Consider the following 22,838-nt stretch of genomic DNA (forward strand, 5'->3'; position numbering starts at 1 on the left):
GTTAAAAATCAATAAAACGTAAACGCATCATCAGAATAAAATGATTTGTTTACAACACTTAGGACCTATAAAGGCCCATAATTCCGTTGTTTGTGGGGTAACGGGTTTCGGCAGATATTAAACAATTTAGACCAATAATACAATGGGTAAATGTTATTTTTTTTGGCCATGCGTAATATTTTCTTCGGCTATAAGTTACTGATTTTAAATGAATGGCTAGAATTGGCCAATTGTTATGTGAAAACGGCCAAATGAATCTCCACCGATTCGATCTAATTTAACACCGTAATCAAAATCTAGTGAACCAATTGGGGTGAATAATTTGAAACTTAGGCCAACAGATTTTAATAATTCAAATTCATCTATTTTATCAACAAAAACGCGACCTGCGTCAAAGAAGATAGCAATAGCAGAATAGTCACCAAGATAATAACGAGGCTCTACTCTAAAATTAAATAAATAAGCATTACCTCTTACAGTGGTATCTGTAATATAAGAATTATCTGATAATCGTCCACTTTCAAAATCACTATATCCTCTCAGAAAGTCTCGTCCAATTAGTCTAAAAACTTTTAAAGGTGGAATATAACCTGAAGTTTGTGGCTTACCATCAGCATCGATAATTATATTTCCACTATCATCAGTAATAAGATCATCTGAAAAGTTATGTTCATATCCAAGGGTAATTGATGTCGCTAGAGTAATATCACCCAATGGAATATAATTATAATTTCTAATAACCGCCTTATTATAGTTGATTGTTAGATCATTTTCTTTTTGAGAGCCAAGATACGGATTTGCAAACTCCCATGAGAAGTTAAACCAAGAACCTTTTCTAGGCATTGATGAGTTATCTCTAAAGTCTAGAGTGACTTCAGGTCTTATGGCCCCAATATAGTACTTATCTTCATCAATCTCATCTGTGGCATCAAATTGCCTAACATTATCAAACTCGTATGTGAGACTAGTAGAGAGCACATCAGAGAATTGCTTATAAAGTTGAGGGGCAATACTGTAAATATCGGCATCAAAATCTGAATAGCGCTTTCTTTCAAACTTAACTGTTGTTTTAAAAGTTAGTTTGGAGCCCAGCCAATCATAGAAGAGATATGGTTCGATGAATTGAAACTGCACGAGTCCCTCAAGTAACTTCTTTGACTCATCAAACCTTCTCTCATCTAAATAGTCAAAATCTGTTCTCCAGTTTGTTTGTGCTTTGAAAATAACAGATCGATTCATCCCTTGGATATTATTGTAGGCAATCATTGTCGAAAATTTAAAACCGAGATCTGTTCGGAAGCCAGGAGCAATTTCTGCTTGTCCAAAGTCCTTTTCAGTAACTTTTATAACAAAATTTAAATACTTTTCACTTTCCGAAACTTCTTCACCAACAAATGATGAGATATTAACATTTGAAAATAGGCCAAGCTCTCTTAAGCGATTAACAAACTCATTCATCGCCCTTGGTGTGACGAGATCCCCTCTTTTAAGAGGTAGCTCTCTTCTAACGACAACATCCTTTGTCTTCGAATTACCTGTAACGATAACATTTCCAAGATATGTTTTAACTCCAAGTGAGAACTTTAAGTTAAGCTCAATCTCATTAGTAGCGGAATTTACGGTCACAATCTTCTTAGGACGCTTTTCTAAATATGAGCTGAAATAAAACCCTCGACTTTTTAGTGTATTAATTGCAGCTTTGAGATCCTCATCGATATGAACAACATTAAATGGTTTTCCTATCTTATTTTTAAGTGCATCCTTGATAAAATAGACTGCTTCTTTATCATCAACACCTTCAATATTTATTTTACTCAGTCTATATTGTGCTGACTCAGAAATTGAAAAGGACACAATGGCCGAATCACCACCATCAATGAAGTCAATTTTAGGTTTTTCAATATTTACAAATATAAACCCATCTTTAACATAGATCTCTTTAATTTTTTCAGAAGCATCTTCAAGACCTTTCTCATGTAAATAATCGGCTTTTAATAAATCAGAATTGCTCTCAGAATAAGCTTTTTCTAATTCATCGAGACTTTTAAAATTATTGCCAGTGAAATTAACTTTAGCTATTTCAACTTTTCGGCCTTCATCTATTGTAATGTAAAAGTTTATAACACTATTACCAAATCTGTCCTTACCTCTAGCTTCGTTAATTTGAGATTTAGCATAATAGTATCCATTCTCACGATAAAAATTAACTAAGTGTCGATTCAATGAAATGTCATCAAATCGGCCTTTGTTATTCTGAATATACTTCTTAACATGATTAAAAAGTTCGTTGTGACTTAAGCGTTTATTATTATAAAAACTAATCCCAAAACGATGACCTAATTTTATTTTAAAAACTAATTTATAGTTTCCAGTATTTAAGACATGTAATTCTTCTTTTACATTTGATAACCAAAAGCCTTCAGTGATTAAAAGGTTTCGGTACTCCTGTAACATCTTCTTATAATTTGTGAAGTCGAGAGAGGATCCTTTAATCCTATTCCAAAACTTTTTAGCTTGATCAAGATTTGCACCATCAATCCCCTCAAGACTAATTATTTCTAAAAGCCTTATTCCACTCTTATTTAAATTAATTTCTAAATTTAACCCATCTTCTGTAAGTTTAGTTTTAACTGTTCCAACTTTTGCATCTTTCTTAAAGAACGACTCACCAATTTTTTCAAGTCCTTCTTCGACTTTAATAGCATCGTAGTAATCACCTTCTTTTAGTGTAAATTCATTTTTTATACGACGATTAAGGACGGAATCAGTTCCAACAACGTTTAGTTTAGATATTTTAGGCTTAGTCACTGCGACAATTTTCAGATTGCTATTTTTTATTTCATAAAAGAAAGACTTATAATATGGCTTACTCAATTCAAAACGTACCGCTGACTCAATCTCCGAACGAGTTAAGTCTTTACCTTCGTATTTCTTGAAGCTTTCAATAATAAATAGACATTCCTCGCGACCAGTACAATCGACATCGACATTGTCAATATGAATCGTCTTAGCAGCAAAAGTGCTAAAACAAAACAATGTGAATATGAATAATTTTAAAATGACCATTTATATTTTATATCGGCTCCAGCTGAACCATCTGTCCTTTCTTTATTATTTGTATCATCTTCACTTTCAAAAATACCTTCAATCGAAAGCTTATCACTTATACTATAATCAACATTAATAGACTGTCTTGTATTCTCACTATCAAAGGTATTTGAAAACTTTAAGTCAATATTTTCGTTAACCTTTTTAGTAATCTGTAACTTAGTAGCAGTTTTAACAGATTGTTCAGACTTTGTAGCTTCCTCAATCGGGCTATCAGAGCTTTCAGAAAATTCAGGAAGAACACTAAGTTTTAATCCAAGAGCAGAGTCAAGTCCTTCATTAATATTTAATTGATCCACTAAGAAGGTTCCAATACCAATCGTTGTTAAGTTAGTTCGTTGACTGTCCTCTAAGTTCTTCGAAAAGTCTGAAGTTACTCCTAAAGTGAGAAGAGAGAATATATTATCGCGAGTTAAATATGGATTAGACTCTAGGTTAATTGAAATATCCTCGACAGAACCGGTAATTCCCATTTCAATATCATATTGTCCAATTGTAGAGTTTGCCAAAAGATTTAAAGTTATTGGATCGAGATTTTCTTGTCTTGTAAAATAGACTACGCCTTCCGATAGGATAAAGTCATTACCTCTAAATTTAAACTTACTGACTCCAGGAACTATAATTAGCTGTCCTTGCATTTCAGGATTATTGAATTGTCCTTTTATGGAAAGATCACCTGCAACTAAAAGGTCAGCAAGTCGATTACGTACACGCACAGTTTCTTTGATCTTTAGATCGATATCTAAGTTAATCAAGTCGGGAATACCCCTCTTTGTTTGGGTAATATACTTATTTAAGCTTTTGTTATATTCAGATGTGGATTTAAAGTCATTGAACTCATTTTCAACAAGACCACCGTTTACAAATACATCTCCCTTAACAAGGTATGGAAAACTTTTACCTGAAAAGCTTAACTTTCCGTCTGTATTTATGAGAGATCGAGATTCAACTTGATAACCAACATCACTATAGTCAGCGTTTAAATAAACTTCAGGGAACGGGAAATTCGCCTTAATATAACCTGAAAGATCAAATCGTCCTGAACCTAATTCACCACTTAATGAATTTATTAGGATCTTCTTATCACGATATGCACCGATACCATTTGCATTGGCTATCTCTAATGGGATGGATTTTAACTTTAGTCCAAATCCAGAAGTAGAAAAAGAATGAGAGATATCGTAATTTCTTCGATTACCATAAATAATACCCCTTCCTTTAATATTACCTAGTATTCGCTCAATCTCACTTGTGAGTAATGTTAAATAGCTTAAATTTATATCAAGTTCTTGTATAAGTTCAAATCGACTGTCAACGTTACCTGTTCCTGTGACATAGTAGCGTCCCCCCGAACCTTCTAGTAGAAAGTTTAACTTTTTAATTTCTGATTGTTCAATTTCAATTTGCGTCGGTCTTCTTAAGGTAAGATCTCTTCCGTAATTATTCAGATGAAATTGATTAATTATAGAAGTTGCACTAACTGGCATATCAGAGTTGAAGTCGTATGAAATTTGACCGGCCATTTGCATAAAACCATTTAGTTGATTGTTAAATGCATTATGTTCAGAAATAACACTTAGAAAAGTTCTTAAATTTGGAATATCGACGTCGTAGTTAAGATCAACTTTAGGGTATTGTTTACTAAGGTCTAATATTCCTTCTAGATCAATTTCTCCATTTAAAAACTGAGAATCAAAATCAATAACACTATCTGTGAATTTAAATTCCAGCTCTGAAGATCCAATCTCCTCGTTACCAATTTTAGTTCTAGTTAAATATGCCGATCCATTCCCTTTAAAGTTCTTACCTCTTTTGGCATTTAAATTAATTGAAAAATAGCCATTATATCCTAGACCGATATCTCTATATCTGAAGAAGTCATTTAACTTAATAGGAGTAGTTACAAGATTGACTCGATCAAAACCTTTATCATAACGATAGGCAAAATCAGATGACAAACTCGATACCCCTTTCTTTAGGAATAAGTTTTTAACATCAATTTGATTTTTATCAACGGCTATTTCTATCGCGAAATTATCCATTGCTTCGTTATATAAGCTCACTTTTGAAGAAGTTAGATTTGCAGTAGTTTTAATATTATTGAAGCTACCACTGATATTTGCATTACCATTAAAAATTCCAGCAAATGGTTCTACATATAGTTTTATATCTTTCCAGATTGGATCTAATCTTCTTTTAGAAGTAGCAATATCTAATTCTGTAAACTTCAAATCAAGATTAAGTAACTCTTTTGGAATATCGACAAAGCCCATTAAATCAGTTTTTCCACTGACATTATTTGAAATACTATCAATGAATATCTTATTGCTATTTATTGAATAACGAGCTTTAACACTTGATGCTCCTTCAAATAAATAGTCATATACTTTAAGGTTATTAACATCTTTAGATGTGACATCAATAAAGACTTCGTCTTTACCGCTTATTCTTATATCAATATCACCGCGGCCACTACCAATTGCGCCGACCTCACCACCGAGGTCTGATAATTCAAGGCCTCGTCCCTCAACATTAAAGTCGACAGCTTTTCCTTTAATAGTTCCATTCGCTATGAGGTGCGATTTATTAATATTTGCATCAATTTCTATTGCAAAACGATTATCAATAATAATTGATAAAGAATTAATTTTCCCTTCTTTCATATTAAGAATATTTGTATTCGATGGCCTCAATGAAAGATTAGTAAAACTTAAGCGCCTTAAAGAATCTGCTGTAATAAATAAGTCGCCACTACCATTCATCTTTAAATTTACAACGCCGTTAATTCGACCTTTTAACATTTCCAGATCATCACCTAAAAAATATAGAATATCGTTGAGATGAAGATTACTTAATTCAACACTTGTATTTGTTGCTACAACTTTCTTTGATTTAAAATCTAAGGTGAGATCATTTAATAACTTGAATGTTCCTTTATTCACTGAACCTTTTAACTTTCTAAGCACAAGAGATTTATTATGATAAGTGAAATACGTATTTACTTTCTCAGCAATAGCGTAATCAGAGCTAATGTTGTCACCAACGACACTACCGTTGACGTATAGCCCTTCAAGACTTAAATCACCCGTTAGGTCTGCCTTTCCTTCAATTAGCCCATTAAGATTTAGATTATGTTTTTTAAGTAAAGAATAGAAACTGTCAAAGTTTACACGATATTCAATATCTGCATCTATCTTTCGCGATTTAAATTCATACTTACCTGTACCAGTAATTTTTGAGTCCTTAACAAATACGTATGCATTCCTTAGCCTAATACTTTCTTCAACAATCTCGGCATCAAGAAAAAGGTTATCGACAGCAAGGCCGTTCCAATAAAATCGCTCAATATCAAGAACAATATCAAAGCTGCTCTCATAAGGACTTATTGAAAGAAAGCTTATTGGAATATTCACATCAGCTTGTTCAAGATAAAAATCAGAGTTCATAATTTGTACTTGATTGATTTGAAACGGAAGCTTCTTAGTAATCTGAGTCAATCTTTCAAAATGGCCAATGTCATCTTTTTCGTCATTTTCTTTTTCTGTATTAATTTGATTTAAAACAATATACCCATCATCAAAAGACACACGACTAAACTTAATCTCAGATGAGAATAAACTCATAATAGAAAAAACAGCTGACACATCCTTAACCTGTATCTCAACTTCATCTTTAACGACTAGATTTACATTGTTTAGTATTGTTCTCGGAGGAAAGAAGCCCCCTGAAACCTTTGAGAATTTCAACTGGATATTTTCATTAGAGATTAGATTATTATTTATATACTCACTCAAGATAGTGGAAACATATTGAGACTGAATAAAATTCCAAGCACCGACACCAATAATTGTGAAAACAATGGTAAAGACAATGAGGAATTTATTCATTACTTTCATTATTTTAGAAGATCTCCTACATTACGATAACCAGGATGGAGACGGTTAACGATTACGGCAAAGAAGTAAGACCTTTCAAATGCACCAATTTTTTTATAATTATACGAAATCTCATAGAGTGTATTTACATATTCCTGCTTGGTTTCACATCCTTCAACCAATTTCTCACGAAGAGTGGCAATACTTCCAAGAAAGTCTTTCTTGTCTTTATCAGAAGAATCCATATGTATATTCACTTCTGTTGTTGATTTCTTTGTATTATTTTCTTTTTTCGTTATCTTCTTATAAACTTCGTGATCTTCTAAAATTGAATTGAATGAGTCTACAAACTCTTGGTCATTAGTATTAAGTGCATAATTATAAAATAAATCCTTCCACTCATTAGATTCAAAGATCACTGGAATAACTTTGAAGATATTTTCAATGAAGTTTAAAGGATCAAGTAGTTCGACCTTGTCCACAAGAGTCTTTCTAATATTTTCAAATTTTAAATATACTTCAGGATTTGAAATTGCAGTATTAATTGAAGTACTTAATCTGTCTTCATTATCAAATTTTAAAAAGGTTAAACTATTTATCAAACTCTCTAGTTCAACAGTAGTTGAAATACCAAGCCTTTGAAATAATTCTTTTAACTCAATGAGACGATTAACTTTTTTTTGATTAAATAGTTTATGGAATAATTTCTCTTGTAACTTATCTAAACGATGTAGTTTACCTAATTGATTTGCATAAATAATTTCAACTAAACTCTTTAAGTAAAAATTCTTATAGATATTGAATTCTTCTATTGGAATCTTTTTATAGTTTTTTAAAATTGAATCGATCCATGAATTGAATTCAATCGAATTTTTCAATAGAAGACTCTCATTCAATTGAATGTGAAATTCCGTTAATTTAGACACTCTACCTCGGCCAAAAGTTTTACTAACTACCTAAAATTATTATATCAAATTATAAAATTTAATAATATTAAGCGTACTTTTTACCTTTTAAAATGGGGGGAAATCAAAGAAAAAAGGGCCATAAAAATGACCCTTTATAAGAAAATTATTTGTTTACTCTTTCCACGTAATCTCCGCTTCTCGTATCAATTTTTAGGATCTCTCCTTCTTTGATAAACAGAGGTACATTTACTTGAAGACCTGTTTCCATAACGGCCTTTTTAAGTCCACCTTGAGCTGTATCACCTTTAAGACCAGGGTCTGTTTCTGTAACTTTTAATTCAACAAAATTCGGTAATTCAACAGAAATAGGCTTACCTTTATAATAAAGTAGTCCTACTTTAATACCTTCTTGTAAATAATTAGCGGAATCATCGATATATTCACTAGCTACATGAATCGTTTCATATGTAGATTGATCCATGAAATTGAATCCATCTGGATCTGCATAAAGATATTCTACTTCTTTTTCATCTAGATCTGGCTTTAGTGCTCCAGTAGCAACACCTGATTTGAAAGTTCTCTCAATTACTGCACCAGTTTCAAGATTCTTAATTCTTAACTTATAAAAAGCTGAACCTTTACCTGGATTTGTGAAATCACACTTGATGCAAACATATGGTTTGCCATCGATTTCCATTTTTAAACCTTTTCTAAAATCAGTAGTTTGATACTCCATAAAAACCCTTTAAATTAGTTGAGATAAAATAGCGAGAAAATAACCTTTTTCTTTTAAACCTTCTATCACAGCTGTTGAGGATTTTGCAGTAATTTTATTACTTCTAAACTCCTCTCGTTGATTAGTATTAGACAAATGTACTTCAACAACCGGGCACGAGAGAACGCGCAACGCGTCTAAGATTGCGATACTTGTATGAGAAAAAGCAGCTGGATTAATGATTACTGCTTTGTATGAAGCATTTGATGCTACTTGGATTTTTTCAATAATCTCTTTTTCACCATTACTCTGAAACCATTCGACATCAACCTTGTGGCCAGCATTTTCAAGTCTCTTATTAGTTAAGTCTTCAATTTCTGAAAGACTATACTTACCATATATATCAGGTTCTCTAGATCCGAGAAGGTTCAGATTAGGTCCATTTATTACTAAAAACTTATCCATTTAATACTTCACTACTTCTTTTTTTGATATATGAATCAAAAAGATCAAAGGCCATTGTGAGTTTATCTAACTCTTGCTTTGGCTTACTTTCTAATTTTTTCGCACTTGCTTCAAAAGCGGCCATTAAACTATCATGGCCAGTGCTAGCATCGTTTTCATGCTGAAGCTCATCAAGTCGCATCTTGATTTTTTGGTCATCTGGATTTTCTTGAAGTGCTGAACTTAAAACTTCAATTGCTTTTTGTTTTGCACCTTGTTTCAAGTACAAATCAACTAAAGTGTGGCTAAAGAATTGAGGTGTATTTGTTTCTTGTACTTCCTCAATAACTTCTTCAACTTCTGGCTCTTCTTTAGGTACAAGACTTAAAGTATTCCAGCTTTCGATCTCATTATCGAGATTGGAAATATCAAAAGTCTGCTGAGTAAGATCCTCTTCTTCTAAACTATCAAAGTTGTCATATTTTGAAACAAATTCACTAGCTTCCTCATCTCTTGGAGAGATAAATAGAACGCGCTTATAGGTATTTAAAGCTTCAAGAATGAAATTTCTACGAAAACAAACTTGTGCAAAAGTTTTTAAGAACTTTAAGTTGTCACCATTAAGATTCAACTGAGGCTTTAGTGTTGTATAAGCTTCTTCGAGTTCATTTTCTTCAAGTAGGATTTGACCATAAATAATAATCGCTGCACCGAAATTAGGATGAAAAGAAATTCCTCTTTTTAAGATTCGTAATGCTTCATCAGTCATTCCAACTTTTCGATAGATTTCAGCAAGAGGAGCAAAGGCCCTCGAACGAGGGTCTTTATCTAATTGAGTTTTATATTTTGTTATAAGAGTTTTATAGTTTTTCATTTATAAACTACTTGTAAGTCCTGCACGATCCTGATTAATTACACGAGGAGTCATGAATATAACAAGCTCTGTTTTTGAAATTTGTGGATTATAAGGAGTTCTAAATAGCCAGCCAACAATTGGCATATCTTTTAAATAGGGTACACCTGAATGAGTTTCAATTTTTGTATAGCTATAGAGACCACCCAATACAATCGTTGATCCATTTTCAACAAGTACGTTTGTCTTTACTTCTCTTTTAGCCTTATCAGGCGGTGCTCCCGCTGCAGGGGCCGTTCCGAATTGCTCTTTCGATAACTCAACAGTAAGATCAATTGCACCATCATTTGAGACTTGAGGTGTAACTGCTAAACTTAATTCAGCTGTTGTTTCTTTAAATGTAATTGATAAGTCTTCTCCTGCTCCAGTCCTTTCTTCAAACGATGTAGTTTCAGATGAAATAATCTCTGCTTTAACATTGTTTTTGGCTACTACACGTGGAGAAGCGATAATCTTACCTTTTGATTCACTTTCTAGTAGCTGTAATTGAAAATCAAGATTAAATAACCTTCCAAACCTTGATATACTTAATCCCAATAAATTTCTAGCATTTGTACCTGATGCTGGTGCACTAGAAAAGCTCAGCCCAGGTCCAGATATTGCAACGTTACTGGCCGTTCCAGTTAACTCTGTTGCTTGAGGGACTTGTCCGACAGGGTCATAACCAAAGTTGAGTCCATTTTGAAGACCAATCTGTTTTTGATAGCCTTCATTTACTTCAACAATTTTGGATTCAATCAACACTTGAGGTGTTTGACGATCTAGTATATTGACAATTTTTGCAATTTTTTCTGTTGTCTCAAGTGTATCAGTAATGATTAAATTATTTGTTCTATCATCAGCGATTATCGAACCCCTATTCTCTGTAATATAGTCTTTCAGTAAACTAGTTAGATCCTTAGCCTTTGAGTAAGAAATTGGTAATATTTTAGTTACAAGAGGTTCAGCAACTTCCTTTATTTGACTTGCTTCTCTTTCTCTTCTCTTCTCTTCTGTTGCCTGTGATAACGTTTTGATCGTTAAGATTGCTCCATTTTTTTCAGCAACTAATTTATTAATTGAAAGAACGGTATCTAAGGCTTGATCCCAAGGAACATTCACAAGATTAAGAGACAGTGGCTTGAGCTCAGCAACTTCATTTGTCATGATGATATTAAAACCTGAAGCATCTGCAATTAAATCTAAAATAGAATTAACCTGCATGTCTTTAACATTCAAAGTGATTTTATTACCAACATATTTCTTTTGACCAGAAAGAGTTAAGTTCTCTAATATATCTTCAAGACTTGTTGATTTTGGCTTCAACACCTTTACAGATTCTTTCTTTTCTATTTCTTCGACACCCACAACACGATCATCATCCCCTGAAACACTTGCAAATGCACCATATCGATTTTCAAAGATAATGCTAGCATTCTTTCCTGAAGTTTGTAATTTAGACCTGACATTGTCTCTAAGTTGTACTATTACTCTAATTCGATCTCTATTTCCTGGTTGCTTAAAAGCCGATACAAAAACGACGCTTCCAGAAAATTCAGAAGTATCAAAAGCCCTTAAGACACGATCTATTGAAGTAGCATTCTCGATATCTATAACAACTTGCTTGTCTTTAACAATTTTAAATTTGTTTATTTTAAAGTCGTCACTATCAAAGCTAAAATTTAAATAACTAAGATCATTTTTTTGTTGAAAATCAATTTTATCTAAGCTTGCACTGAAAGCACAAAACGAAAACAAAAATAGAACTGCATAGATTATTTTCTTCATTTTTACTCATCCTAAGTAAAATAGTTATATCATTATCTTATCATAAATCTTATTTTTGGAAAGTTTTATCAATCTGATAGTGGTAGTATCGTTTCTAAGTACTCTTCCTCGTCATATACATTAATGATTTTCTCAACTAATACTATACCACCAGGTAAGATTGCCTTAACCTCTACCTGATCTGGACCTATCTTCATCCCTTCTCTAATAACTACCACATCGTTTTTATTATCACCGTTATTATTGTCACCAACTTCTTGAATTAAAGCTCGTGGGTTCTTTCCCATATAAATACCAGTAACTCGAATTTGATCTATTCTTAAATTACTAGTATTTAATTTATTAGAAAAGCCTTTAAACTTTTCACGACGCTCTCTCTTGCTTCCAAATTTCCTTCGATACTTAACTTTAAAAGGGTCCCTAATATTTTTTGCATTATTTAGATCTAAAGCTTGCCCAAATGACTCAGAAAAAGACAAAACTATAAATATAGAAGTAATTATATATTTAATCATCTTTTTTCCTTCTTCTTTTTTTACTAGTCTCGTTTTTAGAGTTCTCTATAATCTTTTTCTCTATCTCTTCGATACCACGACTCTCTCTATGATTAGAGTTATAGATATAACTTTCAATCGTTGCAGAAAGGTTAATAATTTCATATCTAGACTTATTAATTTTTGAGATTTTACTTAAGCTTATATCTCTAACATTTAGAATCCTTTCCTGCTTTGAAATATTCTCAAGTAACAAAAGAAATTGTAAATATGTTCCCTTTCCTGAAAATGTATAAAACTTAGTAATGTAAAAGCCATTTTCCTCCTGGCCACTTGGAATGATTTGTGATTCTTTTATTTTTAAAGATTCACCTAATCTCTTTATTAGATTTATACTTTCATTATCACTAATATCTCTCGGTAGCTTCTTTTGTGTCTCTTCTAATTTCTGGGCAACTATTTCAATTTCTTCTTTTTTTCTTTCAACGTCTTTTTCATATTCCTTAAGCTTTTTAAGTTCTTTTTTCTTCTTATTAAGACGAACTTCAAAGCTGCTCACCTGATTCTCTAGAGATTCTCTCTCCAATTGGACTTCATTATATGCTTCATACGTAAGAAATAATCCATATACAACAAAGAGTAAATATAGTTTATTAACTATGGATAGCATTAATTCAATTCTCCATATGACTGAATTTTACCCTCTATGGTAAAACTTTGTAGAGTGACTTTTTCTCCATACAACTCATCCTGTATTTCTTTGAGCTCTTTCATACCAAAGGTCTCGCCACTATAATTACCTCTTGATATAAAATACTCTAGTTCTTTAACGTTATTAACGAAATCACCAACAGAAGAAAACGATATAGACTCACCCTCAATTCTAATAACCCTATCTTTATTTATCGTAAGCATATTAAACCAAATATCATCATTGAGAGCATTTGAAAGCCCCCTTAGGACTTTATATGGATTTGATTTTTTTGACATTACTTTGGCGACAAGGTCTTCTCGAGATTTTAGTTCTTCAATTCTTTTCGTAAACGCATTCATAACTTCATTAAGTGAGCCATAAGAGTCTACTTGTTTTTTTATTTTATTATATTGTGTTCTAACTCGTTGAATTTTATCCCTTACATCTTGGTTTTCCTCTTTAAAACTAGGAATAACATAACTAGTTAAAACAAAATAAATTACATATCCAATAATCAAAGACTTCTTATTAACTTGATTAAGATCAATTCCTAATACAACAGGTAATTCAAGAGGTTTCTTTTTTTCCAATAAGTTAATTTCTATCATCTAGGAAACTCCCTTATCGCTAAACCAAATGCAACGACACCTTCATGTGCCATATCAGTTAACTCTTCATCAGAGAACTTACTTTCGTCAAATTCAATTTCATTGAAAGGATTTAAAACATTTACATCAACTCCAAAAGAAGTTCTTATCTCCTCTAACAAGTTTGGAAGTCTCACAGAACCACCAGTAACGGTAATATCTCTCAAGGAATCGTCTGAGGTAGCATTTATATAGAAATCATGTGCTTTTTTTAGTTCATTTACTATCGATGTATTAATTTCATTAATAATCATTAAGACATCATCAGGGACACCGCCCCCAGCAGACATCTTTTTCAAGTCTTCCGCTTCAGCAAATTTTACACCTAATTGTCTCTGAATCTCCTCAGTGATACTAGCTCCACCAAGAATAATCTCCTTCACAAAGACCGGTACACCTTTTTTTAGAACAGTGAATATGGTCGCCTGTGAACCGATATCGATAAGAAGTCTCGAGGGTATTAAAATTTTGGTTGAAGTCCCTGCAGACGTTCCTTCAAAGACTTCAGATTCTTCATCCTCAAGTTCATCATCGTTTTCTACCGCTTCTTCACCTGCTAGTTCAAAAATATTAGTAATTGCAAGAGGACATAGATCGACAACTTTAACGACTTTACCTAAAGAGGTTAAAATGGAACGAAATGATTCAAGTACATCTTTTTTTATGGCGCAGACAATTACATCTAAACCACCACCTCTATTCTCACCGATTACGTACCAATCAATATTACATTCTTCGACAGGAAAAGGTAGATATTGCTCTGCTTCCCATGTAACTTGATCTTCTAGCTCTTCATCCTCGCCCCCGGCAAGCTGAAGCTTTTTAATAACTGTATTAGGACCAGATAGGCCGAGACAGATATATGGCTCAGTGATATTTGCTTCTGCAAATGCTTCACTTAAAGCATCTTTTAATGCTTCTTCATCTTGAATTTCATCTTCAATAATCGTTGCTTCAGGAAGAGGGACTGATGCGTATTTAGTTAAGGTATAAGTATCGTTCTTTGTCGTAATTTTACTTACCTTAACTGAACTTTGACCAATATCGACACCTATTAATTCCTTTGGAACTAAACCGACCGCCTCGCGTATTTTGAATATAACATCCTGTATCTCTATATTTTTATTCATCCATGACCTATAAAAGTATTATTTTATTATACTCTGCACAGTCCAGTCATTTCAAGAAGTTATTTAAAAGAGTACGACCCTCAGCATCATTTCAAAAATGTGCGGAAGGAATATTTGTATCACTGCAACAAGAATTATAAATGGGCCAAAAGCAATCGCTTGGTCTCTTTTAATAATTTTAAAGATTAAAAGAGGTAGCATTAGTACACTTCCAGAAACACAGGCAAATAACATATTGTGAATGATTCCCAAAGGACCTAGATAAATTCCTAATACCCCAAATAGCTTGATATCACCACCTCCAAGGCCGACAACACCTCTTAACTTGTAAAATATAAAAGTAATTAAGTAAGGTATTGCAAAACCTATTACTCCTCCAAGAAGCCAATGCTGAATGGGAAAGAAAAATATGGCATGTATAAAGAAAATTACACCCAAATAGATATTGATTGAATCAGGTAAAATCTGATGTCTGATATCAATTACAAAATGAACTAACAGGCAACAAGCTATAGTAAAAAAGAATAAATAGGATGTAATTGTATGGAGTGAAATTTCATTTCCAAAAAGCAACAAAGAAATCACAGCTGTTAATAACTCTATGACTGGATACTGTAAACTTATCCTTGATTTACAGCTTGCACACTTACCTCTCAGTAAAATGTAACTTATGATTGGAATATTATGATACCACTTTAACTGAAATCCACATTTTGGACATCTTGAGCGATCAACGAAGAATTTCTCACCTTTAGGCAATCTTAAAATAAGCACATTAAGGAAACTTCCAACCATTGCACCAAAAATAAAAGCATAAACTTTATACAAGAGAATCATTAAGTTAACTCTTTGTTTTTGAATATTATCGCATTTATAAATGAAAGAATTAAAATATATGAAAAACCATATGAATAACTATGAATAACCTGCTCCGTAGAGATTAAATCACTATTAAATACGAAAGGCTTAAGGTTTAAAAGATTCAAATCAGGTAAAAAGGTTTTATAAGCATTTATGATATATAATAAACCTTCCCTATTTTTAACAAATGTTAATTCGGATATATGAGTTACTGCATGGCCAATAAAGTATATTACGATTGTATTAATTACACTTAATGCTCGACTAGTAATCAAACTAAAAAACAACACGATTAAAAATAGTAAAACAGATTCTATAACCCCCAATACAAGTGCATTAAGAATAATAGAACTTATCGTACCCCCTCGAGATAAATAAACGATTGTCGATATACCGAATATAATTAAAGTACTCAGAGAAAGAACACTTGTAACACCTAAAATCTTCCCCAGTAAAAACTGTATACGCGATATTGGTCTTGAAAGAGCTATATAAATAGTACGTGATTCAATTTCCTGTGATAGAACATTAACTCCTATGAACACGGCCAGTATATTTGAAGCGAATGCCGCTCCTCCTAACCCAAAATCAATTGATACTCTAAGAACGTTTCCATACGAGAATTCTGATGTCACATAATTGAGAACTAAAATCAACAGACTTATCCAAGCTGTAATATAGAGAACACGACTTTGTATGACATCTTTGAAAGTAAATTTTGCGATTGTTAATATATTCTTCATTTGTTTAACCGATATACAATTTCTTCAAGTGACGATAAGTTTTTCTCTAACTTTATAACCTCGCCACCTTTTTCTAAAATACTCTTCAATCTAAATTCTTTAGAATTTGTTTCTATTTCGATATTGTGAATTTGTCCTTCGAGACGGTATGTTAAATTATAAATGCTGTCAGTATTCTTTTCTATTAGATCTTGAATACTTCCATTGTAAATAATTTCACCATTTTCAAGTACAACAACATCATCACAAACTTCTTGGACATCAGAGACAATATGGGATGAAAAAAACACTCCAACGCCATGTGCGTTAACATCTCTTATAACTTCTTTAAACTCCTTACGACCGATAGGGTCTAATCCAGATAAAGGCTCATCTAAAATAATTAGTCTTGGTTCATGAATTAGAGCAGAAACAAAACCTAAACGTTGTAACATTCCTTTGGAGTACCCCTTAATTTTACGATCTAGCGCAAATTCTATTTCAAGTTTACTTGCCCACTTCTTAGTATTTTTTTTAATCTTCTCTTCTGATACCCCTTGAAGCTTTCCACAATAGTCAAGAAACTCATGGCCAGTTAAATTTTGATAATAAAAAGGTCTCTCCGGCATATAACCTATCAACTTCCTTATGCTTTCATCATTCCAGTCGATCCCTAAAACCTCAACACTTCCAGTATCTGGTTTAATAAATCCTAGGATTATTTTAATAAGGGTTGTTTTACCTGCACCATTTGCACCAAGAAACCCAACGATTCTTCCTGACTTCAGTGAGAAGCTAGCATCTCTTATTGCAACAAAGTCTTTCGACCAAAAATCTTTCTTAAATGATTTAGAAATATTTTTACAAGTAAGCATAAGCCCCCTTTATTAATTCAATATTCATAGTATAATCATCGCTAACAATGAAGAAAACATCTTTACTCAACATTTGTAAAATTAGTATTTCAATTATAGCACTTATTTTAACAAATAAATTCATCTCATATAATAAACCTATAAACCCTGAGATATACTCTACTCTTAACTCAGACTTTGTTAAAATTATTTCCTTTGGAAACTATCGATTTATTTCAGGATTCATATGGGCTAAAACACTATTAGATGCAGATATTGAGCATATTAGTCCTGGAGAAAAGTCTTGGCTATATTATCGTTTTAAATTAATTTCAGACCTAGACCCTACTTTTTACGAGAACTACTTACATGGTGGAGTATATTTATCAATTATAAAAGATGACATTTACAGTGCAGCTGAAATATTTGAGAAGGGACTCTCTTTTTACCCTGATGATTTCCAATTACTTTACAATGCTGCTTTTAATTATCATTTTCAAATTCGAGACTTTGAAAAATCGCTGAAATATTACCAACGTATCAAATCACTACCAAAGGAATATCATTTTAGAATATTACCAACCTTAATTAAGCAAGCACAAGAAAGAATTTCTTCAAAGGGAACATATTTAAGAGTTCTTTATGAAAAACTTGATTCAACTAAGAATCCGAAAGAGAGGAAAGCAATACAAAAAAAAATAAGAAGAATAAAAAAAAGCCAGCTATAAGCTGGCTTCTGTCTTTTAACGTTCTCTTATATTAATAACCGCGATTAATCATTTTTAGTTGCTTGTCTTGATCAATTGCCCACTTGTCAGCGTTACCAATAGCAGCTGTATTATCAGAATCAATATAACCAACAGCACCAGCTACGAAAAAACCACCTTCATCATTAACCCCTGGTTGCGTAAGCCCATCACCACCAAGGTCACCAGCTGTAAATGTAACTGATGACAGTTCAGATACTTGAGTTCTCTTACCACCAACTGTTTTAGCGGCACCTACGCCATATTCATTATTAGAACAAACACCACCATTTGCAGTAACAATTCCATTTGGAGTCGTTGTAGGTGTTGAAAAACCTAATGAATAATAATTATTACCTGTACCCGCTGCAGCAGGCCCATCCCAAGTTCCATTAGGTGATACATAGCCAGCATCTCCTAAACATGATCCAAATGAGTCGTAATCTGTTTGAAGAGCTGCCATTGCAGAATAAATAGAAGCGAGCTGAAGCTTAGCCTCTGAAGTTTTTGTTTTTGCTTGGTACTTCTTAAAGTTTGGAATTGCTACCGCAGATAGAATTCCGATGATGGCAACAACGACCATCAACTCAACCAGGGTAAACCCCTTCGAGTTTTTTAATTCCTGTGTAAATTTCATTTCTGTTCTCCTCGTTAATCTAATTTAGATAGATTAATAATGTTTATTGAGTTCATGAATGGAATTTAGACCCATTTTATCCCTCAGTATAACTTTACGGTATAACTAAAAAAAATCTTAATTTTATATAATATCAACAACTTAAATAGTTAACATACCAATAAATATTAACTAATTTGCCCACAATTCTTGTCTTTTACTAAGCTCCTGCTGACATAAACATTGGCAAGTAGATTGCGATCATAATTCCACCAATAATCCCACCTAAGACAACAAGCACTAATGGCTCAAGCATCTTTGTTGCTCCAGTGATGGCCTCATTAACCTCGTCCTCAAAAACATCAGAAATTTTTGCTAACATTTGATCAATTGAACCTGTCGATTCACCAACTTTAATCATTTGAGCAACCATTTCTGGAAAGTAGTCAATCTTACTTAATGGTTCAGTTAACGTCTTACCTTCAACAACCTTTTTTCGTACTGTTTTGATATCATTTGAGATAACACTATTATCAATCGTTTCAATACAAATTTCTAAGGCATCAATAAGGGCCACACCTGAACCAAGTAGAGTTGCAAGCGTTCTTGAAAACTGAGCAAGACTTCCTTTAATAATTACATTTCCAAAAGCTGGAACATTCATGGAGAACTTATCAAATAGAATCTTTCCTTGTGGTGTTTTCACAAAGTAGGTAAAAAACATTGAAGCAGCAATTCCAAATAAAATCATTTTTCCAGAATATTCTCCGAAGAAATCAGAGGTGTCGATGACAAACTGAGTAATCCAAGGAAGGGCCTGACCAGTATCTGTTAGCATCGAAGTAAATTGAGGAACAACATAAGTGATAAGACCCCAAACAACGAGAGCACCGATGCCAGAAACAATTAATGGATAACTCATAGCAGATTTAATTTGCTTTTTAATCTTCTCTTGTTTTTCTAAATGTTCTGTTAGCTTTGATAAGATTTCATCTAAGATACCACCAACTTCACCTGCCTTAACGAGGTTACAGTAGAGATTATCAAATCCTTGCTGCTTACGCATACTTTCAGCAAGCGTATTACCTTCAGCAACATCCGTTGCAATATTTTTAATAGCATTTTTAAGAGCTGGATTTTTTTCAGATTTGTAGATAATTTCTAATGATAAAATAATCGGTACACCTGCATTAATCATAATTGATAAACGCTTAGTGAAATTCATTAATTCTGCTGCACCAAAGGCCGAGCCTATTCCCTTTTCGATTAGCCAAGCATTGATATCAAATTCAAGAATTGATGGTGGAATAATTTTACGGACACGATTACCTTGAGCGCGCAAACGCTTCTTTGCATCTTTCTCACTATTGGCCTGAATTTGACCATTAGCTTTCTTTCCATTTTTATCGAGTCCTTCCCATTTATATAGTGGCATAACTTACTCTATCTCTCCTTAATACCAAGTTGTGGACCTAGCTCTTCTGGGTTTGTTGAATAAGACATTGCTGTTTCAACATCAATGGCACCTGAATCGACATGCTTCTTTATGGCCTGGTTCATGGTTGTCATTCCCGTTTTATCCTGTCCAATTTGCATCTGAGAATAAATTTGGTGCATCTTATCTTCTCTAATTAGATTTCTAATGGCAGAAGTTGGTCTTAAGATTTCAAGGCAGGCCACTCGACCTGGCTCATATGTTTTTGGAATCAGCTGCTGAGAAACAATCCCTTGGAGAACAAAAGATAAAAGAGTTCGAACCTGATCTTGTTGATCAGATGGGAAAACGTTAACAAGACGATTCATTGTTTGAACACATGAGTTTGTGTGAAGAGTACCAAAAACTAAGTGACCAGTTTCTGCAATTGTTAAAGCCGCTTCAATTGTTTCAACATCACGCATCTCACCAACGAGCACAATGTCCGGGTCTTGTCTTAATAAACCCTTTAATGCATTTTCAAATGAATGTGTATCTCGACCAATTTCTCTTTGGTTCACAATACTCATTTTATGTGGGTGAACAAATTCAACAGGATCCTCAAGTGTAACAATATGTGCAGGCTCAATTTCATTGAGACGATTAATCAGTGCCGCAAGTGTTGTTGACTTCCCGGAACCAGTTGGACCAGTAACGAGGAAAAGACCATTAGTTACATCTGTCATCTCCATTAATACATTTGGAAGATTTAGAGCTTTAAAATCTGGTACAGCACTTGGAATTAACCTAAAAACGGCCGCTACACCACCTTTAGAATAAAATATATTCGCACGAAATCGAGCTAATCCTTTAATCCCAAAGGCCAAGTCGAGTTCTAAGTTCTTTTCAAATTCGTTTCTTTGCTCTTCTGATAAGATTTGATAGATCAAAGCTTTACTTGTCGAGGCATCGAGAGCCGGAAGCTTTACCCTAACAATATCACCATTTACTCTCATTGCTGGAGCTGTTCCCGGTGTAAGGTGTAAATCAGAGCCACCGTTATCGACCATTAACTTAAATAGTTGCTGAATCTTTAGCGATTCTGTAATTGCAGCACCACCTGCATGTGTTTCGGTCTGAGTTTTTGTTTGTGTACTATCGTTACTCATCTTTTGGTTCCTGTAGTTCCTACTATAGTTTATCGATACTTGAGTTTTTAACTGCTTCTTCTAATGTCGTTACACCCTCGGCTACTTTAGTAAGAGCCGACATTCGAAGTGTTTTCATACCGTCAGCAATGGCCTGTTTTTTTAAGTCATCAGATGAACAGTTTTTTAAAACTAGCTCACGTGCACCTGGAGTCATTTCTAAGACTTCATATATTGCGACACGCCCCTTATATCCACTTCCATCACAAAACTCACAGCCTTTACCTTTGTAGACTTTTAAATTCTTTGCAGAGTTCGGGGTAACACCACAGGCTATAATTTCTTCAACGCCGACTGATTCATCAACAGCTTTACAATTTTCACAAATCTTTCGACAAAGTCTTTGAGCGACAACCACATTCAACGAGCCTGTAATAAGAAAAGGCTCAAGTCCCATATTTAAAAGTCTTGTAACAGTTGATGGTGCATCGTTTGTGTGTAGAGTAGAAAGAACCATGTGCCCAGTTAGTGCTGCTTCAATAGCGATCTCACCAACTTCTTCATCTCGAATCTCCCCAACCATGATAATATCAGGGTCTTGTCTAAGGAAGGCCTTAAGAGCGCGAGCAAAGTCTAAACCGATGTCTTTTCGAACGTTAACCTGATTAATCCCCTCTAAGTTGAACTCACAAGGATCTTCAGCTGTTGAAATATTTTTCTCAATACTATTAAGTTCTGATAGTGCCGAATAAAGAGTTGTTGTCTTACCTGAACCAGTTGGCCCTGTTACTAAGCACATCCCATATGGCTGCCTGATCCCCTCAAGAAAAACTTCTAATTGCTTTGGCTCAAATCCGAGTTTTGTCATATCAAGCTGAAGGTTTGATTGATCGAGAAGTCGCATTACAACTTTCTCTCCAAATAAAGTTGGAAGCGTTGAAACACGATAATCGATTGGGTTCCCATCGATCTCTAATTTAATACGTCCATCTTGAGGAATTCTTCTTTCAGAAATATCTAACTGACTTAGAATTTTCATTCTTGAAACCAGTGGCATAAGCATCGACTTTGGAGGCTGTGCGTATTCAATTAGAGAACCATCAAGACGGAATCTAATTCTAAAGTTATTCTCATAAGGCTCTACGTGAATATCTGAAACCTTTTTAAGATATGCCTCTGCTAAGATCTTATTAACAAATGAAATTACATCTTCACCAATATCTTCTTCTTTAACATTCTCATCACCTTGAGCTTGATCGGCCCTAACTTCTCTAACTGTTTCAAGAATTTCATCAATTGATGCGGTAATATTTTGGTAGAGAGCTTTCCATGCTGATAATGAGGTAAGGACAAACTCGACATTGGATTGAATATCTTTTTGAATTTCTGCTCTAACTTCTATTAATGAAGGATCAAAAATAGCAACAACAAGAGAGCCGGCCTGTCTTTTTAAAGGAACAATTCTATACTTTGTTGCAACACCCTTCTTAATCATTTGAAGAGTTGATTCCGGAACCTTCGTCTCTGAAAGGTCAACATATGTAAGGCCACTATTTTCTGCAACGGCCTTTGCAAACTTCACATCATCAAAGAAGTTAAACTTTAATAAATCTAACTCAGAAACAACGCCAGGATTCTTATTTGCTGAAAGAGGAACCAAGTCTTTTCTTGGAACCATTCCAGTTTTTGCAATAACTTCGAGGAATTCTTTTCTTATCACTTTACTTTACCCAGTATAAATTTCTTTGAAAATTAACTACTTACAAACAAATAATTATTAAC

At 33.5% G+C, this 22,838-nt stretch carries 19 protein-coding genes; 1 reads left to right on the plus strand and 18 read right to left on the minus strand.

The annotated features are described in order from the left end of the window. Positions 1–216: 216 nt before the first annotated feature. From ACMAZI_RS00410 to ACMAZI_RS00475, 14 genes are all read right to left on the minus strand, one after another. Positions 217–3,066: a POTRA domain-containing protein gene (locus tag ACMAZI_RS00410; RefSeq protein ID WP_412474002.1), complete on the minus strand. Its 2,850-nt coding sequence runs from the start codon at positions 3,064–3,066 to the stop codon at positions 217–219. Further along, positions 3,054–7,004 (minus strand): translocation/assembly module TamB domain-containing protein, encoded by a 3,951-nt coding sequence (locus ACMAZI_RS00415; protein ID WP_412474001.1) that lies wholly within the window; start codon positions 7,002–7,004, stop codon positions 3,054–3,056. The genes ACMAZI_RS00410 and ACMAZI_RS00415 overlap by 13 nt, the downstream gene beginning before the upstream one ends. After that, positions 7,004–7,909 carry a hypothetical protein gene (locus ACMAZI_RS00420; protein WP_412475101.1) on the minus strand — a complete coding sequence of 302 codons (906 nt, stop codon included), beginning with the start codon at positions 7,907–7,909 and terminating at the stop codon, positions 7,004–7,006. The genes ACMAZI_RS00415 and ACMAZI_RS00420 overlap by 1 nt, the downstream gene beginning before the upstream one ends. Positions 7,910–8,054: 145 nt before the next feature. Further along, positions 8,055–8,627 carry an elongation factor P gene (gene efp, locus ACMAZI_RS00425; RefSeq protein ID WP_114706144.1) on the minus strand — a complete coding sequence of 191 codons (573 nt, stop codon included), beginning with the start codon at positions 8,625–8,627 and terminating at the stop codon, positions 8,055–8,057. 9 nt (positions 8,628–8,636) lie between these two features. Then, positions 8,637–9,071, minus strand: coding sequence for a type II 3-dehydroquinate dehydratase (locus ACMAZI_RS00430; RefSeq protein ID WP_412473999.1), 435 nt, complete (start codon positions 9,069–9,071; stop codon positions 8,637–8,639). Next, entirely contained in the window at positions 9,064–9,924 is an 861-nt protein-coding gene (locus tag ACMAZI_RS00435) for a tetratricopeptide repeat protein (protein ID WP_114706142.1), read from the minus strand. Before ACMAZI_RS00435 ends, ACMAZI_RS00430 begins: the two co-directional genes overlap by 8 nt. After that, positions 9,925–11,730 carry a type IV pilus secretin PilQ gene (pilQ, locus tag ACMAZI_RS00440; protein WP_412473998.1) on the minus strand — a complete coding sequence of 602 codons (1,806 nt, stop codon included), beginning with the start codon at positions 11,728–11,730 and terminating at the stop codon, positions 9,925–9,927. 68 nt (positions 11,731–11,798) lie between these two features. Then, positions 11,799–12,245: a hypothetical protein gene (locus ACMAZI_RS00445; RefSeq protein ID WP_412473997.1), complete on the minus strand. Its 447-nt coding sequence runs from the start codon at positions 12,243–12,245 to the stop codon at positions 11,799–11,801. After that, positions 12,238–12,894 carry a type 4a pilus biogenesis protein PilO gene (gene pilO, locus ACMAZI_RS00450; protein ID WP_412473996.1) on the minus strand — a complete coding sequence of 219 codons (657 nt, stop codon included), beginning with the start codon at positions 12,892–12,894 and terminating at the stop codon, positions 12,238–12,240. The genes ACMAZI_RS00445 and pilO overlap by 8 nt, the downstream gene beginning before the upstream one ends. Next, positions 12,894–13,526, minus strand: coding sequence for a PilN domain-containing protein (locus ACMAZI_RS00455; RefSeq protein WP_412473995.1), 633 nt, complete (start codon positions 13,524–13,526; stop codon positions 12,894–12,896). The genes pilO and ACMAZI_RS00455 overlap by 1 nt, the downstream gene beginning before the upstream one ends. Next, on the minus strand, positions 13,523–14,695 hold the full coding sequence (gene pilM, locus ACMAZI_RS00460) for a type IV pilus assembly protein PilM (protein WP_412473994.1): 1,173 nt from the start codon (positions 14,693–14,695) through the stop codon (positions 13,523–13,525). Before pilM ends, ACMAZI_RS00455 begins: the two co-directional genes overlap by 4 nt. A 63-nt stretch (positions 14,696–14,758) precedes the next feature. Beyond that, positions 14,759–15,532, minus strand: coding sequence for a prepilin peptidase (locus ACMAZI_RS00465; RefSeq protein ID WP_412473993.1), 774 nt, complete (start codon positions 15,530–15,532; stop codon positions 14,759–14,761). Further along, positions 15,532–16,299: an ABC transporter permease gene (locus ACMAZI_RS00470; protein ID WP_412473992.1), complete on the minus strand. Its 768-nt coding sequence runs from the start codon at positions 16,297–16,299 to the stop codon at positions 15,532–15,534. Before ACMAZI_RS00470 ends, ACMAZI_RS00465 begins: the two co-directional genes overlap by 1 nt. Then, positions 16,296–17,153, minus strand: a complete 858-nt coding sequence (locus tag ACMAZI_RS00475; protein ID WP_412473991.1) for an ABC transporter ATP-binding protein — start codon at positions 17,151–17,153, stop codon at positions 16,296–16,298. Before ACMAZI_RS00475 ends, ACMAZI_RS00470 begins: the two co-directional genes overlap by 4 nt. Before the next feature lie 47 nt (positions 17,154–17,200). Between ACMAZI_RS00475 and ACMAZI_RS00480 the strand changes: the two genes are divergently transcribed. Next, the gene (locus ACMAZI_RS00480) at positions 17,201–17,860 is read left to right on the plus strand and encodes a hypothetical protein (protein ID WP_412473990.1); all 660 of its coding nucleotides are present in this window, start codon (positions 17,201–17,203) and stop codon (positions 17,858–17,860) included. A 31-nt stretch (positions 17,861–17,891) separates the two neighbouring features. On the opposite strand, the gene ACMAZI_RS00485 is transcribed toward ACMAZI_RS00480, so the two are convergent. The 4 genes from ACMAZI_RS00485 to ACMAZI_RS00500 all read right to left on the minus strand — a co-directional run bounded on the left by ACMAZI_RS00485 (position 17,892) and on the right by ACMAZI_RS00500 (position 22,776). Continuing rightward, positions 17,892–18,515: a type IV pilin protein gene (locus tag ACMAZI_RS00485; RefSeq protein WP_412473989.1), complete on the minus strand. Its 624-nt coding sequence runs from the start codon at positions 18,513–18,515 to the stop codon at positions 17,892–17,894. A gap of 199 nt (positions 18,516–18,714) precedes the next feature. After that, a complete protein-coding gene (locus tag ACMAZI_RS00490; protein ID WP_120404033.1) occupies positions 18,715–19,929 on the minus strand; it encodes a type II secretion system F family protein in 1,215 nt (404 codons plus the stop codon). An 8-nt stretch (positions 19,930–19,937) separates the two neighbouring features. Next, positions 19,938–21,077 carry a type IV pilus twitching motility protein PilT gene (locus ACMAZI_RS00495; RefSeq protein WP_120404032.1) on the minus strand — a complete coding sequence of 380 codons (1,140 nt, stop codon included), beginning with the start codon at positions 21,075–21,077 and terminating at the stop codon, positions 19,938–19,940. 22 nt (positions 21,078–21,099) lie between these two features. Continuing rightward, the gene (locus tag ACMAZI_RS00500) at positions 21,100–22,776 is read right to left on the minus strand and encodes a GspE/PulE family protein (RefSeq protein WP_205570962.1); all 1,677 of its coding nucleotides are present in this window, start codon (positions 22,774–22,776) and stop codon (positions 21,100–21,102) included. Positions 22,777–22,838 lie beyond the last annotated feature (62 nt).

This window comes from Halobacteriovorax sp. YZS-3-1 (genome assembly GCF_047084945.1).
In the GTDB taxonomy this organism is placed as follows: Bacteria; Bdellovibrionota; Bacteriovoracia; order Bacteriovoracales; family Bacteriovoracaceae; genus Halobacteriovorax_A; species Halobacteriovorax_A vibrionivorans.

What these genes read in the sequence shown, in the direction of transcription:
- ACMAZI_RS00410 (WP_412474002.1), bottom strand. Translation starts at nt 3,066, where the DNA reads ATGGTCATTTTAAAATTATTCATATTCACATTGTTTTGTTTTAGCACT.
- ACMAZI_RS00415 (WP_412474001.1), bottom strand. Translation starts at nt 7,004, where the DNA reads ATGAAAGTAATGAATAAATTCCTCATTGTCTTTACCATTGTTTTCACA.
- efp (WP_114706144.1), bottom strand. Translation starts at nt 8,627, where the DNA reads ATGGAGTATCAAACTACTGATTTTAGAAAAGGTTTAAAAATGGAAATC.
- ACMAZI_RS00430 (WP_412473999.1), bottom strand. Translation starts at nt 9,071, where the DNA reads ATGGATAAGTTTTTAGTAATAAATGGACCTAATCTGAACCTTCTCGGA.
- ACMAZI_RS00435 (WP_114706142.1), bottom strand. Translation starts at nt 9,924, where the DNA reads ATGAAAAACTATAAAACTCTTATAACAAAATATAAAACTCAATTAGAT.
- pilQ (WP_412473998.1), bottom strand. Translation starts at nt 11,730, where the DNA reads ATGAAGAAAATAATCTATGCAGTTCTATTTTTGTTTTCGTTTTGTGCT.
- ACMAZI_RS00445 (WP_412473997.1), bottom strand. Translation starts at nt 12,245, where the DNA reads ATGATTAAATATATAATTACTTCTATATTTATAGTTTTGTCTTTTTCT.
- pilO (WP_412473996.1), bottom strand. Translation starts at nt 12,894, where the DNA reads ATGCTATCCATAGTTAATAAACTATATTTACTCTTTGTTGTATATGGA.
- ACMAZI_RS00455 (WP_412473995.1), bottom strand. Translation starts at nt 13,526, where the DNA reads ATGATAGAAATTAACTTATTGGAAAAAAAGAAACCTCTTGAATTACCT.
- pilM (WP_412473994.1), bottom strand. Translation starts at nt 14,695, where the DNA reads ATGAATAAAAATATAGAGATACAGGATGTTATATTCAAAATACGCGAG.
- ACMAZI_RS00465 (WP_412473993.1), bottom strand. Translation starts at nt 15,532, where the DNA reads ATGATTCTCTTGTATAAAGTTTATGCTTTTATTTTTGGTGCAATGGTT.
- ACMAZI_RS00470 (WP_412473992.1), bottom strand. Translation starts at nt 16,299, where the DNA reads ATGAAGAATATATTAACAATCGCAAAATTTACTTTCAAAGATGTCATA.
- ACMAZI_RS00475 (WP_412473991.1), bottom strand. Translation starts at nt 17,153, where the DNA reads ATGCTTACTTGTAAAAATATTTCTAAATCATTTAAGAAAGATTTTTGG.
- ACMAZI_RS00480 (WP_412473990.1), top strand. Translation starts at nt 17,201, where the DNA reads ATGAAGAAAACATCTTTACTCAACATTTGTAAAATTAGTATTTCAATT.
- ACMAZI_RS00485 (WP_412473989.1), bottom strand. Translation starts at nt 18,515, where the DNA reads ATGAAATTTACACAGGAATTAAAAAACTCGAAGGGGTTTACCCTGGTT.
- ACMAZI_RS00490 (WP_120404033.1), bottom strand. Translation starts at nt 19,929, where the DNA reads ATGCCACTATATAAATGGGAAGGACTCGATAAAAATGGAAAGAAAGCT.
- ACMAZI_RS00495 (WP_120404032.1), bottom strand. Translation starts at nt 21,077, where the DNA reads ATGAGTAACGATAGTACACAAACAAAAACTCAGACCGAAACACATGCA.